The 14,770-nt window shown below is 70.0% G+C and carries 12 protein-coding genes; 9 read left to right on the top strand and 3 right to left on the bottom strand.

All coding sequences use genetic code 11. The features are described from left to right. Positions 1 to 8: 8 nt before the first annotated feature. The gene (locus ACFY8O_RS14235) at positions 9 to 626 is read left to right on the top strand and encodes an SUKH-4 family immunity protein (protein WP_387901797.1); all 618 of its coding nucleotides are present in this window, start codon (positions 9 to 11) and stop codon (positions 624 to 626) included. Positions 627 to 932: 306 nt separating this feature from the next. After that, positions 933 to 2,165, top strand: coding sequence for a GAF domain-containing protein (locus ACFY8O_RS14240; protein WP_387901800.1), 1,233 nt, complete (start codon positions 933 to 935; stop codon positions 2,163 to 2,165). Between the two features lie 12 nt (positions 2,166 to 2,177). On the opposite strand, the gene ACFY8O_RS14245 is transcribed toward ACFY8O_RS14240, so the two are convergent. Further along, positions 2,178 to 2,897, bottom strand: a complete 720-nt coding sequence (locus tag ACFY8O_RS14245) for an ABC transporter permease (RefSeq protein ID WP_387901803.1) — start codon at positions 2,895 to 2,897, stop codon at positions 2,178 to 2,180. A gap of 40 nt (positions 2,898 to 2,937) precedes the next feature. Next, positions 2,938 to 3,822: an ABC transporter ATP-binding protein gene (locus tag ACFY8O_RS14250; protein WP_387901806.1), complete on the bottom strand. Its 885-nt coding sequence runs from the start codon at positions 3,820 to 3,822 to the stop codon at positions 2,938 to 2,940. A 213-nt stretch (positions 3,823 to 4,035) separates the two neighbouring features. Between ACFY8O_RS14250 and ACFY8O_RS14255 the strand changes: the two genes are divergently transcribed. The 3 genes from ACFY8O_RS14255 to adh all read left to right on the top strand — a co-directional run bounded on the left by ACFY8O_RS14255 (position 4,036) and on the right by adh (position 7,468). Beyond that, complete coding sequence (locus tag ACFY8O_RS14255; protein ID WP_387901809.1) at positions 4,036 to 5,169, top strand: sensor histidine kinase; 1,134 nt, start codon at positions 4,036 to 4,038, stop codon at positions 5,167 to 5,169. Between the two features lie 19 nt (positions 5,170 to 5,188). Continuing rightward, positions 5,189 to 5,791 (top strand): response regulator transcription factor, encoded by a 603-nt coding sequence (locus tag ACFY8O_RS14260; RefSeq protein WP_145805435.1) that lies wholly within the window; start codon positions 5,189 to 5,191, stop codon positions 5,789 to 5,791. 159 nt (positions 5,792 to 5,950) lie between these two features. Further along, positions 5,951 to 7,468 (top strand): aldehyde dehydrogenase, encoded by a 1,518-nt coding sequence (adh, locus tag ACFY8O_RS14265; protein WP_145805437.1) that lies wholly within the window; start codon positions 5,951 to 5,953, stop codon positions 7,466 to 7,468. Between the two features lie 520 nt (positions 7,469 to 7,988). Here the strand turns inward: adh and ACFY8O_RS14270 are convergent. Next, a complete protein-coding gene (locus ACFY8O_RS14270; RefSeq protein WP_387901813.1) occupies positions 7,989 to 8,627 on the bottom strand; it encodes an NUDIX domain-containing protein in 639 nt (212 codons plus the stop codon). 924 nt (positions 8,628 to 9,551) lie between these two features. On the opposite strand from ACFY8O_RS14270, the gene ACFY8O_RS14275 reads away from it, so the two are divergent. Genes ACFY8O_RS14275 through ACFY8O_RS14290 form a run of 4 tightly spaced genes read left to right on the top strand, consistent with a single transcriptional unit; the run spans position 9,552 to position 14,690 of the window. Beyond that, positions 9,552 to 10,022 (top strand): NUDIX domain-containing protein, encoded by a 471-nt coding sequence (locus tag ACFY8O_RS14275; protein ID WP_387901816.1) that lies wholly within the window; start codon positions 9,552 to 9,554, stop codon positions 10,020 to 10,022. Next, positions 10,019 to 12,007: an ABC transporter ATP-binding protein gene (locus ACFY8O_RS14280; RefSeq protein WP_387901819.1), complete on the top strand. Its 1,989-nt coding sequence runs from the start codon at positions 10,019 to 10,021 to the stop codon at positions 12,005 to 12,007. Before ACFY8O_RS14275 ends, ACFY8O_RS14280 begins: the two co-directional genes overlap by 4 nt. 24 nt (positions 12,008 to 12,031) lie before the next feature. Then, complete coding sequence (locus tag ACFY8O_RS14285) at positions 12,032 to 13,156, top strand: NUDIX hydrolase (RefSeq protein ID WP_387901821.1); 1,125 nt, start codon at positions 12,032 to 12,034, stop codon at positions 13,154 to 13,156. Between the two features lie 58 nt (positions 13,157 to 13,214). Continuing rightward, complete coding sequence (locus ACFY8O_RS14290; RefSeq protein ID WP_387901824.1) at positions 13,215 to 14,690, top strand: NUDIX domain-containing protein; 1,476 nt, start codon at positions 13,215 to 13,217, stop codon at positions 14,688 to 14,690. Positions 14,691 to 14,770: the final 80 nt, after the last annotated feature.

The raw sequence follows: 14,770 nt of genomic DNA on the forward strand, positions 1-14,770 counted from the left end.
TCCCGGTAGTGCTTTTCGACATCTCCCGCAGTGCACTCGCCGCCGTCTTCGACGAGGACCGGCTCACGACCCTGCCCGCCGGCGCCTTCGCGCCCCGCGTCGCGGACACCGAGGGCGCACGCCTCCTGCAGACGGTCGGCGTCCCCTCCGGGACGCTCCGGCTGCGTGTGCCCGGAGACGACTGCGGTCGCCTGCCGCTCGTCAAGGACCTCGTCCACGCCGAGACCCTTGAGGACGCCCCTGCGGGCGCGGGCGACTGGCCTGTCATCGGGTGGCTCCTCGACGCGCACCTCGCTCTCGCTCCGGGTTCAGGCGCGGTGTACGCCTTCGGCCTCGAGGAGGAGCGCGCACGGAGACTCCACACGGACGTCTCGTCCCTCGTCCAGGTCACCTTCCGGTTCCAGCGCCTGCTGGAGGAGTTCACCTTCAGCGGCGACGACGACGACGAGGAAGCCGGCTTCGAACGCCTGGAGCGGGAGGTCGAGTGCATCCGCGAGGAGACGACCAGCATCGACCCGTTCCCGTTCCAGGACGACGAGACCATCTGGTCCGTGGTCGGCGAGGAGATCGCAGCAGGCCAACGCTTCAGGGCCGGCAGCCCGGGAGCACGCTCACGCTTCGGATGACTCTCGGACCTCGGATGACCCGCGCTGCGGGCACGGCGCCTGGACGGTCGCGCGGCGACAACAGACGCTCGTCGGTACTGACGACGCGACACGACCGATCCCGAAGCCGCCTTCCGGGCCCGGGTAGTGCCCTCCACGGGCGCACGCGGAGCGCCGTATACGCGAGCCCGTACCCGGGTACGTACGCCACCATGGCATACGGCGGGGCCCACCGGCACACTGGCGGCACGTCGAAGGCCGGGCCGGGCTGGTCCGTGCCTTCCCTCGGACCACGGCGGTGGTGCCCGTTAGACGATGGGGGACGAGATGTCACGGAGTGGTGACCTCGCGCAGCGCAGGGCCACGCTGGAGGGCGAGTGGTCCCGCCTGATTCCGCACCTGAAGGCCCCGGGCCCGCTTCCCCGGGCCGGCCGCGTCCTCAGCCATGAGGTGACCGCGTCCTGGGCCCGTTCGCTGGCCAGCGTGGACCCGGCGCGGGCGAGCGCCCCCGAGACCGCCGACGGCGCGGTGGACCATCGGTGGAGCGGTTCCCCCCTGCGAGGGCCGGTCGACGCGCTCGCGGACGAGCTGCGCAGTGTCGCGGACGATGCCGGTTTCGTCACCGCGGTCACCGACGCCTCCGGGACGATTCTGTGGACGTGCGGCGGGCGGACGATGCGGCGGCGGGCGGAACGGGTCAACTTCGCTCCCGGCGGGCGGTGGGACGAGCAGGCCATGGGCACCAACGCCCTGTCGCTGGCCTTGCGCACCGGCCGCCCCAGTACCGTGTTCTCCGCCGAGCACCTGGTGACGGCGCTGCACGGCTGGGTCTGCTACTGCGCCCCCGTCCACGGCCCCGACGGACGTGTCCTGGGTGTCCTGGACCTGTCCACGACATGGGACCGCTCGCATCCGCTCGCCATGGCCACCGTGCGCGGCCTCGTGTCCGCCGTGGAGGCCGGTCTGCGCACCGGGGCGCCCGCCGCTCTCCCGCAGGACGCTCCCCCGCTTCGCCTGACGTGTCTGGGCACCGGGACCGCCGTACGCGCGGGCGACGGGCTGAGGCTGCGCCCCCGGCAGCTGGAGATCCTGACCCTGCTGGCGCTGGAACCAGCGGGGTACACGCCGGAGCGGTTGCGCGACGCCCTGTACGGCGACCGGCCCGTGACGGCCTCCACCTTCAAGGCGGAGATCTCCCACCTGCGCCGAGCACTCGGCGGCGGTGTGGCGACCCGCCGTTACGCGCTCACCGCGCCGGTCTCCTGCGACGCCGTCGACGTCCTGCGTGCGCTGCGCGGCGGAGACGCGGACACCGCGCTGCGCCTGTACCGCGGCCCGCTGCTCCCCCGGTCCCAGGCCCCGGGCATCGAGGAGTGGCGCACCCATCTGGAGGTCGCCGTGCGCGAGGCGGTCCTGACGAGCGACCGCCCCGAACACGCCCTGCTCCACGGCGAACGGGCTCCGTACGACGCCGAGGTCCACCAGCACGCGCTGCGCCTGCTCGGCCCGGACGACGCGCGTCGGGCGATCGCGGCGGGCCGGCTGGCCTGCGCGCGGTAGACCCGCGAGAGCTCAGCGGCGCGGTTCCCAGCGGAAGAACCGTGCGGCCAGCGCGACGGCGACGACGATCCAGCCGGCCATGGGCGCCAGCAGGACCAAGGAGTCCGCGACGGGGACGCCGCCGTGCCAGGCGTTGCCGACGAGTTCGGTGGCCGCTCCCCCGGGGAGCAGACGCTTGAGCAGGGTGAGATCGTCGGTGCCGGCGATTCCCACCCAGCTGACGACGGCGACGACTCCGAGACTGACCGGCAGCGTCGTGATCTGCGCCTGTTCGGGCGAGTTCGTCAGTCCGGCGGTGGCCAGTCCCAGGCCGAGCATCATGACCAGCGTGAGGAGCACCGCGGCCGAGAGCAGCAGGACGTCGGCAGGCAGACCGGTGACCATGGCCAGAACGCCCAGGATCGCGACGATCTGGACCAGCACGATGAGGCTGATCGGCAGCAGCAGCCCGCAGAGGATGCCCACGTCGTCGGCCGCGGTGGACCGCAGCCGCTTCAGGAAGAGGTTCTGCCGGCGGGCGGCCAGCGTGGTCACCGTGCCGGTGTAGAGGCCGAACGCCCCGACGGTGAAGACCACCACCGCCGCGATGTAGCCGAGGCTCCCCAGTGCCGCGAACTGTTCGTGCTGTCTGATGAAGAACGCGCAGACGGCCACGGGCATGATGAAGCTGGTGACCAGCGCAAGCCGGTTCCGGAAGATCTGGATCACTTCGCTGAGCGCGATCGCAAGCATGGTGCAGTTCCTTTTGCGGGGTCCGTGGGCGAGGAGCGGGTCAGTGGCTGCCGATGGCGCGGAAGACGTCGTCGAGCCGGGTCGGCCCCGATGCGAGGTCACCCAGTCGCACCGCCTCGGTCCGCGCCCAGTGGAGCAGGCGGTACAGGTCGTCCTGGAGATCGGCGGTCTCGATGCGGAACGTCCCCTCGCCCTCGGAAACGGCGGGCAGCGGCAGCGCCGGCGCGGTGGCCGGGAGGGAGAAGCGGATCACGGCGGGGAGCGTCCGCGTCAGCTCGGAGACGGTCCCTTCCAGGTGGAGGGCTCCCTCGTGCATGAGCCCGATGCGGTCGGCGCGCTGCTGCGCCTCCTCCAGGTAGTGCGTCGTGAGGACGACGGTGGTTCCGTCGTCGCGCAGCTTGTCCACGACGTCCCACAGACCGTCCCGGGACTGGATGTCGAGTCCGGTCGTCGGCTCGTCGAGGAAGATCAGCTCCGGTGACCCGTACACGGCGGTGGCGAAGTCCAGGCGCCGCTTCTCCCCTCCGGAGAGCTGGGAGACCTTCGTGCCCGCCTTGCGTGTGAGGTCCATGAGGCCGAGCACACGGTCGGCCCGGTCCGTGCGCCGGGTGAGCTTTCCGATCAGCCGGACCGTCTCCCGCACGGTCAGGTCCGGCGAGAACCCGCTCTCCTGGAGCATGGTGCCCATCCGGGGCCGTACGGCGCGCCGGTCACGCGGGCTGTGCCCGAAGACCCGCACCGTGCCCGACGTGGCCGTGCGGTGCCCCTCGATGATCTCCAGGGTCGAGGTCTTGCCCGCCCCGTTCGTGCCGAGCAGTGCGTAGAGCTCCCCGCGTCCCACCTGGAAGGAGAGGTCCTTCACGGCGTGGAAGTCACCGTAGGTGACATGCAGGCGGTCGACGTCGATGACAGGTCCAGTGGTCATGGCGCCGATCCTCGGCCGGGACGACGCACGTCGGCAGTGCCACCGCGTCATCACCACGCGTGACACGATTCGCCCCGACCGCATGACACGGTGTCACTGGTGGCGGCGGGGTGGCGGCTCGATACTGGACATCATTCCGTTCGATCCGGGAGAGCTGATCATGCACACCAGTCCCCCGCCCGTCCTGCCGTCCCGGCAGTCGGGAGCCGGCCGGTGACGCCGGCACGGGCGGTGTCCGCTCCCCCCGAGCAGGCGCGAGGGCGGCTGCACCGGCTCAATCTCGTCATGCTGTTCCCGCTGATCGCCGCCACGGGCGTGCTGCTGGTGGCGATGGACTCGCGGACCTGGTGGCACGCCGTCGTCCTGGGTCTGGGCGTGGCGGCGGCCCTGGTGGCCTTCGCGCGGTGGGCGGCGGGCGGCCTCTCGCGTGTGGCCCTCCCCTGCCTGGCCGTGGCCGCGCCGGTGTGGCCGGTCGGCGCACTGCTGATCGACAGCGGTACGGCGTTCTACGGCATCTCCTTCGTGGGCGCCCACGTGATTCCACAGCTGCCACGCCGCCGGGGTGCGGCCGCGGTGCTGCTGTCGGCCTTCGTCGCCGCGACGGGCGTGGCGAAGCTGCTGACCGAGGGCTACACCACCGGCTATCTGATCACGTACCTCATCGTCCCCGTGGGCGTCACCGCGGCGCTGACCGGGCTGATGTTCCCCAACAAGCGGTTCTACGACGTCGTGGCGGACCTGGAGGAGTCCCGTGAGCGGGAGGCGGAGCTGGCGGTCGCCCGGGAACGCATACGGTTCGCCAGCGACCTGCACGACATCCAGGGCCACACCCTGCACGTGGTGAAGCTGAAGATCGCACTCGCGCAGAGGCTGCTGCACACCGACGTCGGGCGTGTGGAGGAGGAGCTGCGGGAGGTGCACGCCTTGGTCGCCGACACCATCACCCAGACCAAGGAACTCGCCTACGCACAGCGCAGGCTCAATCTCTCGGCGGAACTGGAGAACGCCAAGAACCTCTTCGAGGCCGCGAGCATCCGCGTGCACCTCGACCGAGCGGCCGGGTTCGACGGCCACCCGGGCGACCTGCTCGGCCAGGTGCTCCGCGAGACGACGACCAACATCCTCCGGCACGCACAGGCCGACGAGGTGTGGATCACTCTCTCGGACTCGGGCATCGCCGTCGTCAACGACGGCGTGCCGGACACGCCGCTCCCCGAACTGCGAGGCCTCGCCGCTCTCCGGGAACGTGTGGCGGACAGCGGTGGAGAACTGACGGTGGAGCAGCGGAACGGCCGCTTCCTGACGGCCGCCGCGTTCCCGCACCTGCGCTCCGGCACCCCTTCCTGACAACGCGTAAGGACGCCCCATGACGACCGTGGTACTCGCCGACGACGAGGCACTGCTCCGCAAGGCCCTCGCGTCGCTGCTCCCGCTGGAGGGAGAGATCACCGTGCTCGCCGAGGCCGACGACGGTGAGGCCGCGGTGCGGGCCACCTTGCGGCACCGCCCGGACGTACTCGTCATCGATCTGGAGATGCCCCGCGTGGACGGGCTCGGTGCGGTCACGCGGATCCGTGACGTACTGCCGGAGCAGGTGATCCTGATGCTGACCCGCCACGCCAGACCCGGGGTGCTCCGCAAGGCCCTGAAGCTGGGGGTGCAGGGCTTCGTCAGCAAGTCGGCGGACCCGGACCACATCACGTCGGTCATCAAGGCCCTGCACGCGGGCCGGCGGTGGATCGACCCGGACGTCTCCGCGCTGGCCCTCGTCGACGACTGCCCTCTCACCGACCGCGAGGTGGACGTGCTGCGGGCCACCGGCCACGGGTACTCGGTCGCCGACATCGCCGGCCAGCTCCACCTCGCGGAGGGCACCGTGCGCAACTACCTCTCCCACGCGATGCAGAAGACCCAGACCCGTACGCGGCACGAAGCGGCCCGCTACGCCCGCGAACACGACTGGCTGTAGCCGCAGGGGAGGCCGCCGGGTCCGGTGACGGCCGACCACGCCTCCCCGGCCGCGGACGCCAACCTCGCGCCAACCTTCGGGGGCCAGGGTGGGGCGCACTGCGGCGGCGCGGCCGTCGCGGCACCGTACTCACCCTTCACGTCACCGAGGAGAGCCGCCATGGTGTACGCGCAGCCCGGAACGGACGGCAGCATCGTCGCCTTCGCCCCGCGATACGACAACTTCATCGGCGGGGACTGGGTCGCCCCGGTCGAGGGCCGGTACTTCGGCAATCCGTCCCCCGTGAACGGCAAGGTCTTCTGCGACGTCGCCCGCTCGTCCGCCGCCGACGTCGAACTCGCCCTGGACGCGGCCCATGCGGCGGCCGACCGCTGGGGCCGCACCTCTGCCACGGAACGCGCCAACATCCTCAACAAGATCGCGAACCGGCTCGAGGAGAACCTGGAGAGGATCGCGGTCGCCGAGACCTGGGAGAACGGCAAGCCGGTCCGCGAGACGCTGGCCGCCGACATCCCCCTGGCGATCGACCACTTCCGCTACTTCGCCGGGGTGGTGCGCGCGCAGGAGGGCAGCGTCGCCGAGATCGACGCGGACACGGTGGCGTACCACTTCCACGAACCGCTGGGCGTGGTGGGCCAGATCATCCCGTGGAACTTCCCCATCCTGATGGCCACGTGGAAACTGGCCCCGGCCCTGGCCGCGGGCAACTGCGTGGTCATCAAGCCGGCCGAACAGACCCCTGTCAGCCTGCTGCTGGTCGTCGAGCTGATCGCGGACCTGCTGCCGCCCGGTGTGGTCAACGTCGTCAACGGATTCGGTGTGGAGGCGGGCAAGCCCCTCGCGTCCAGCTCCCGCGTCGCCAAGGTCGCCTTCACCGGGGAGACCACGACCGGACGCCTGATCATGCAGTACGCGAGCGAGAACATCATCCCGGTCACACTGGAACTCGGCGGCAAGAGCCCGAACATCTTCCTGCCGGACGTGATGGCCGCCGACGACGACTTCCTGGACAAGGCGGTCGAGGGCTTCGTGATGTTCGCCCTCAACTCGGGCGAGGTCTGCACGTCTCCGTCCCGCGCTCTGGTCCACTCCTCGATGTACGAGGAGTTCATGGCTCGCTGCATCGATCGGACCCGGGCCATCGTCAGCGGCGACCCGCTGGACCCGGCGACCATGATCGGCGCACAGGCGAGCAACGAGCAGTACGAGAAGATCCTCTCCTACATCGACATCGGCAAGAAGGAGGGCGCCGAACTTCTCACCGGTGGCAGCGCCCGCACGGTGAGCGGTCTGGAGGACGGCTTCTACATCGAGCCGACCGTGTTCCGCGGCACCAACGACATGCGGATCTTCCAGGAGGAGATCTTCGGTCCGGTGCTCGCGGTCACCACGTACGACTCCGTCGACGAGGCCCTGAAGATCGCCAACGACACGCTGTACGGGCTCGGCGCGGGCGTCTGGTCCCGTGACGGCAACACCGCCTACCGTCTCGGCCGCGAGATCAAGGCGGGCCGGGTGTGGACCAACTGCTACCACGCCTACCCCGCGCACGCGGCGTTCGGCGGCTACAAGAAGTCCGGCATCGGCCGCGAGACCCACAAGATGATGCTCGACCACTACCAGCAGACGAAGAACCTCCTCGTGTCGTACTCGCCGAAGAAACTGGGCTTCTTCTAGACACCAAAGAAGGGCGTCTGACCAGGCTTTTCACCTGACAGGCGCCCTTCCCGGCGTCCATCTGAGCCACGGGGTGAGGTGCAGACCGACTCCTGACAGGTCCCACTGCTGTCCCACCTCTGACCAGCTGTTCCGGGGCATTTCCGGGCCAAGGCCCGGTTCCTGCGTCTTCTGCACTGCCGCCCTGCCCCTTCCACCTTCGCAACGGCTCCTCGATCAGGCTGTCGGCATGGTTCCGTGCCTCGGCCAGGAACTCGGCGTAGTAGCGGAAGGTTTCCCGCTGCATTGCGGAACAGCCTCCGAAGAGGTCGGTCTGACCGTCACCCACCTGCACCTGCTGCTGGAGCACGCGGTGCCGACCGCCGCGTACGCCAACGGGTGCCTGAGCTCTGAAGAGTTCGAGTCCGGCCTGGAGCCGGTGTGGTGCTGCTTCCTGCACGACCTTGAGCTTGTCACCCCTGCCCTCGGCCGACCTCGATCGGATCGAGGCCGTCCTGTGAACGGCGGCCGGCGGCCTTCCTCAGCGGGAGCCGACCGCCCGGCCGGCTGCCAGGCGGCGAGCGTGCGCACGGATCCGCTCGCGATCCTCGGGGAAGACGCTGTCCCAGTCGGCGTCCAGACGGAACCATGCCGCCGGCTGGTTCTGCTCCCCGGCGAGCGGTACGTCACGTTCGGCGACCGCGGCATAGGACAGGCCCAGCGTCGGAGACCAGTCGGCCCGGTAGGAACGCACCATGACGGCTGCGGGCTCGGGCAGCAGCTCGCTGCACAGGCCGGTCTCCTCCAGCAGCTCTCGTGCCGCCGCCGCACGCGGCGCCTCGCCCTGTTCAACCTTGCCGCCGGGCGGCACCCAGCCGCGCACACGGCGCTTGACCAGCAGAACGTGCTCGAAAGCAGGTTCGGTGACCCACACTTCGGCCGCCAGGGGCTCCATCGGGTGCCGGCGGGCTTCCTCCAGCCAGGCCCGTGCACCGTCGAACTCCCATGCGGCGAGGCGGGCATCCGCAACAGCCTCGTCCAAGATCACCTGACCGACTTCACCATGAGTCACCCGCCCACCCCAGGCCGACGAACTGGCCGGACGTCGCAGCGACGAGCAGGCAGCCACCCGGGGATGTCCGGCCGACCCGGTGGCCCCTTCGGGCAGCAGGGCGATCACCTGTGGCGCCCACTTCACACGAAGGAGTCCAGCGTGCACGATGATCAGCCCTCGGCCTGTGAGCTTGGGTCGTCCTGGGCGGCGTCCACATCCTCCACCCCGCCGCGCCACGGCGACCGGACGAACCGATCGTCCTCGTACGGGTGCCACCGCAAGAGGTATGCCGACCGGCAACCACCGTAATCATCCGTTGGAACGCCTGGGGCCCTGTTTGGCCGAAGCACTGCACCCCGGCGGCACCCGACTCGGGGCGGCCAGGATCGACGGCGGCGAACTGTTCCCTGATGCTATCGCCGGCCCCGCCTTCTGGCTCTGCGAGTACCTCGCCAGTCACGGCTGGGCGGCTGAGCACACTTCTACTCGAAACGCAGTTTCCTTCGCGATGCCGTCGCCCGGACCTACCAGGCAGCCCCAGGCAATCCCCCGCAGGAGGGACCGCAACCCACACGAGTGATCGAACACAGCGTCACGCCCCGCCCCACCCGACCACAGAAGGAAGGGGCCCGCTATTCGAAATCAGGTTCCAGATTTCGCCCGCCCCCACCCGTTACGGCGACAGCAGACCCGCCGTTACCCGATCACCTGTCCGCATCCCGCCCCGAGGAGCCCACATGCATCCCGTACGCCGCCCTGCGCTCGTTCACCCTGCGTTCGAAAGCACCGCTGCCTCCTCGGGCGTCAGCCTTCACCTCGCCTCCGACCGCGCCGCCGTGCTCTCCAACGGAGCACGACCGGATGCGAGGTACCTCGCATGACGGACTCCACTGGTCGTCCCTCCCCCTCCGCGCCTGAGTGGAGAGCGTGCTGGGCCCCTCGCAGCATCGACGCCGCCAGCTCTCGGCTTCGGTCTCCCCGGCGCGGAGACCCGCTCGTGACGGCACGCGGCTGGCGCACCCTCGAACGCCTGCTGCAGGAGGGCCGCCTGTGAGCCACCCTCACCTGCTGATCGCTGATGTGACCCCAGTCCTGCTCCGCGCAAGCGGCGCAGGACTGTGTGTACGTCGCAAACCGGGGGTAGCACTCGCACCGGGACAACTCACCTTTGTCGGTGGCCATCTGGAAGCCGGCGAACCGCTCGACCACGCCGCGCGGCACGAAGCGGAAGAAGAGACGGGGGTCTGCCTCAGCGCCGAGCAACAGGAGTTCTGCGGCCACATTCACCACCATGAATCCGCGGACTGCCCGGACCGGATCACCGCAGTCCTCGTCGCCCGATCGTGGACGGGCGAGCCGCACAATGCCGGGCCGGACAAGCACGAGGGCTTGTCCGGTGTGTCGATGGAGAAGCCCTCGCCGGGCCGGCACCCGCACACCACCGCCATCTTCCACATGATCACCCATGGCCCGCCGTCCTACCGGGCTCTGAACCGGCCGACGCAGAGAGGCAGCGAGTGAAGCGATTCTTCGGCAAGGTCCGCATGGCGGAGCCCCAGGTTTCCGAGGCAGAGCGCGAACTCTTCGGCGGGCCGTTGCGCTACGACATGGGCTGGTCCCAACATGAGCACGCGGGCCTGGACTTGACCATGCGGTCAGCGCTGCGCCAGATGCCCAGACTCGTCGGCGCTGCCCTGCGGATGGCCTGGAGCGCGGATCGCCGCGCGCTCGTGGCAGTGGCGATCAGCGAACTCGGCCAGGGGATCGCCGCCGCGGTCGGCCTGCTTGCCATCAACTCGGTCATGCACGCGCTGTTAGGGGGCGGAGACGCTGTCGAGCGGCTGCACGCCTTGCTGCCGGGACTGCTCGCCGCGGCAGGCGTCGCCGTCGTCAACTCCGCTCTGGCCGGCTGGTCGACCTCTCGGGCCGGCCGTCTGGAGCCAAAGGTCGAGCGGATCGCCACCACCCAGTACCTGGCCGCAGCCACCTCCGTCGAACTCGAAGCCATCGACGACCCGGACTTCCGTCGTCTGATCGACGTCGCCCAGTACGGGCCCGCCTCGGCGCGCCGCATGATCGGCGCCTGTGTCTCCGCGTTGAACAGCGGTATCTCGCTGATCGCCACGGCCGGCGTTCTCACCATCCTGCATCCAGCGCTGCTGCCCATGCTGCTGGTCATCGCCGCACCCCGCGGGTGGGGCGCCATGCGGGTGGCACAGGAACGCTACGTGTCGGTGATGAGCTGGATCGAGCACCTGCGGGCCAGTCGCCTCATCGGCAACCTCCTCACCGAACGCACCGCCTCACAAGAAGTGCGCATCCACGGCGTCGGTCCCTTCCTCCTCGATCGATACCGGCGCATGGCCGACAGCGCAGAGGCGGAGCAGGAACGTCTGGCCTCCAGCAAGGCCGTCACCGAATGGGTCGCCTCCGCACTGTCCGGACTGGCAATGGCCGCCACCTACGGAACGATGATCTGGCTGATCATGGCCGGGCACATGAGCCTCGCCGTCGCCGGCACCGCCGTAATCGCGGTACGGACCGGGTCAGCGAGCCTGGGTGCCCTGGTGATGAACATCAACCAGCTGCACGAAGAGTCCCTCTACGTCCGGGACCACGGACAGTTCCTGGTCGAAGCTGTGCAACGCGCCATCCCCCAGACCGGCAGTCCCGTCCCCGCCCAGGTCGAGCAGGTCTCCCTCGAACACGTCACCTACCGGTACCCCGACCGCGACGCACCGGCCCTGGACGACGTGACACTCACCTTCCCCATGGGGTCGGTCATCGCCGTGGTAGGTGAGAACGGCTCCGGCAAAAGCACCTTGATGAAGATCCTGTCCGGTCTGCTCCTCCCTCACGCCGGGTCGGTGAGGTGGGGCGAGTTCGACGTCTCCGGGCTGAAGCGCTCCCAGGTCTTCGACCGCGTCTCGCTTCTCACGCAGGACTTCCAGCGCTGGCCCGTGACCGCCGCGATGAACATCCGCATCGGCCGACCCGGCCACGACGCCTCTATGCATGACCTGCAGATGTCCGTCGACTACGCCGGAGCCGGATCCGTCACCGCCAAACTCCCCAATGGCCTGGAAAGCATGCTCGGCCGCATGTTCCGCGGAGCCATCGAACTCTCCGGCGGGGAATGGCAGAAGGTGGGCCTGGCCCGCACCCACTGGCGCAGCTCGACATCGCAGGAGGACAGCGTCCTCATCGTCGACGAGCCGACCTCCGCGCTCGACCCCGAAGCCGAGATCGCTGCCTTCGACCGCATCCGCCGCCTCGCCGCCCCGCACCGGGCCGTTGTCCTGGTCACCCACCGCATGTCCGGCGTCCGCCATGCCGACCACATCTACGTTCTCGACCAAGGGCGTCTCGCCGAGCACGGCACGCACGACGACCTCATCGCCGCACGTGGGCGATATGCCGCCATGTTCGACACACAGGCCGCCCAGTACGCCCCGGCCCCGAGCGTCCCGAAGCCTGCTTCGCCGAGCGTCGTCGACACGGCATGACCCGCCCCACCGAAAGGCAGAGCCATGTCCTCCTCTCTCCCCCCGTCAGCACGAGTTGCCTCGCAGTCCGTCCTGTCGGCAACGCGGTACGCCGCCGCCCGGCACGCTGCGTGGCTCGGCGCAGCCGCGATCATCACCGACGAGGCCGGCCGGGTCCTGCTTGTGCGCCCCACCTACCGCAAGGACCACTCGTGGCTGCTGCCCGGGGGCGTCGTCGAAGCCGACGAACACCCGCACGTCACCTGCCGGCGTGAGATCACCGAGGAACTGGGGCTGGTTCTCCCCCTGTCGGCCGTGCTCGCCGTTCATTCCTCCTCCCCGCACCACCCCGATCTTGAGCCTGGCTCGTCCTGCCCCGGCGAGGTGCGGTTCGTCTTCGACGCAGGGACCCTGACGCCCGATCAGGTGGAAGCCATCCGTCTGCCGCGCGAGGAGCTGTCCGAGTACGCCTTCCTGGAGACCCGGGACGCGGTGCAGCGACTAAGTCCCGTCGACGGTCGGATCATGCTCGCCGCCTACCGTGCCCGGCTGGGGAACACCGCCACCGCGCACCTCGCCGACGGCCGGCACATCCTCGACGTCCCCGCCCTGGACCGGCACGACGTCCACGTCCGCTACCGGCCTTTGTGGGACAGCCCGCTCCACCGCGGCCCCGTCCCCGAGCGACTGCCCGTGCGGCAAGCCTGGGCGTGGTGCTTCGTCCCCGACGGCCGGATCGTCCTGGTCGCCGACCCCGGGGCGCGGGGCGCGCTGCCGATGCTGCCCGGCGGCACCGTGGAGAGCACCGACGCGACGCCCGAGGACACCCTGCACCGCGAAGCAGCCGAGGAAGCCCAGCTCACCCTGACCGACCCGGTCCGACTGGGCTGGGTGCTGGATGAGACCGGCAAGGTCTACGGCGGCGTGGGGCCCAACGCCCGGCTCCGCCTGGTCGCTCGGGTCACCGCCGTCGGACCGGCGGCCGTCGATCCCGCCATCCCTTCGCCCGCCTGCTCGCCACCCCCGCCCAGGCAGCCGCTCTGCTGGGCTGGGGCCCGCCCGGAGCACGGCAAGCCCAACGCGCCGTGGACACGGCACGCGCGCGGTGGGGTCTGCCCACCGCTTCCCCCGCCGCCATCGAGGAGATCCCTGCGGAGGGCATGCACCTGAGCTGACCCGAACCCGCCCTGTCGCCTCCTCTCGCTCCACACTCCTCCGAGGTAGCCCCATGCCCTTGTCGCACCACCACATCCGCACCACCGTCGATGCCTACCTCGCACGCCACCCCCACGAGCGTGAGCAGCTCGGCGTCCTCCTGGACGCCCTCGACCGGACCGGCGAGGACGTCGCCAGCCGCTCGACCTTCACCGGACACGTCACCTGCAGCGCGATCGTCGTCGATCAGCTCGGCCGCGTCCTGCACGTGCCGCACCTGGCCGGCGGGAAGGTCCTCGCCCCCGGCGGACACACCGAGCCCACCGACGATTCCCTGGCCGCTGTGGCACTGCGGGAGCTGCACGAGGAGACCGGGCTCCCACCCGAGGCCGTCACGGCGTGGCCCGGTTACGAGACCGTGCCGCTGGACATCGACATCCACGGCATCGACGCCCACCCGGGCAAGGGCGAACCCGGCCACCAGCACTTCGACCTCCGGTTCCCCTTCCGGCTGCACACCTCGACCGGGGTGCCGGTGGTACTTCAGGAGGACGAAGTCGGCGGCATCGAGTGGCGACCCGCGGACCGGTTGAGCTCACCGGCCCTGCGCGAGAAGCTGCTCAAGCTCCCGCTGCAGGTCGAACCGGAGACGGCCAACGCCTCGGCCCTGATCCACAACGACCGCGGCGAGTACCTGCTGCACTTGCGCGACTACTTCCCAGGCCAGATCTGGGAGCCCGGCATGTGGTCCCTTCCGGGCGGCGGCCGAGAGCCTCAGGACGCCACCCTGGAACACACCGTCCGGCGCGAACTGGTCGAGGAAGCCGGCCTCGACCTCACCGACCTGACCCCGTTCGGCACCGAGTACGCCGCCGCCGACGACGGCGCGACCGTTCCCATCGCCATCTTCGCGGGCCGCTGGAATGGTGATCCGCGCGAACTCCATCTGACCGAGGGGGTAATGCTCGCATGGTTCGCCCCCTCGGACCTGCACCGCCTGCGCATCGCGGACACCACCAGCGACCTCGTACGGCGCCACGCAGCCCGCAATCCGGCGATGCAGAGCGGACCAGAACCCGAGGAGGAGCGTTTGGCTTCGCCGCACGGCACGGTCCCCAACATCATCGGTGTCCACCTCTATCTGGAGCGGGCCGACGGGACGGTGCTGCTCGGACTGCGCCACCCCAACTCCGCGTTCGCTCCGTCCACCTGGCACGTCTTGGCCGGCCATTGCGAGCAGGAGAGCGCCATCGCCTGCCTGATCAGGGAGGCCCAGGAGGAGGCCGGCCTGCACATCGAGCGCCAGGACGTCGAACTCGTCCACGTCGTTCACCACATCGGCAAGCCCAGGAACCCCCCGCGGATGGGCCTGTTCTTCCGCGCCCGTACGTGGCGCGGGGAACCGAAGCTGCGCGAGCCGGACAAGTGCCTGCAGTGGAGATTCTGGGACCCAGCTGCCCTCCCCGATGACCTCGTCCCCTATACCCGACTGGCTATCGCGAAGATCCAGAGCGGTGAGCTCTACAGCGAGACGGGCTGGCCCGCATGACCGGCACACCGACCAGCGCACGCAGTCGCGTGCCCGCTGCGACAGCGGCCGGACGATCGGACACCCGCCTCGTGGTGCTT

Source organism: Streptomyces argenteolus (assembly GCF_042902585.1).
GTDB lineage: Bacteria > Actinomycetota > Actinomycetes > Streptomycetales > Streptomycetaceae > Streptomyces > Streptomyces argenteolus.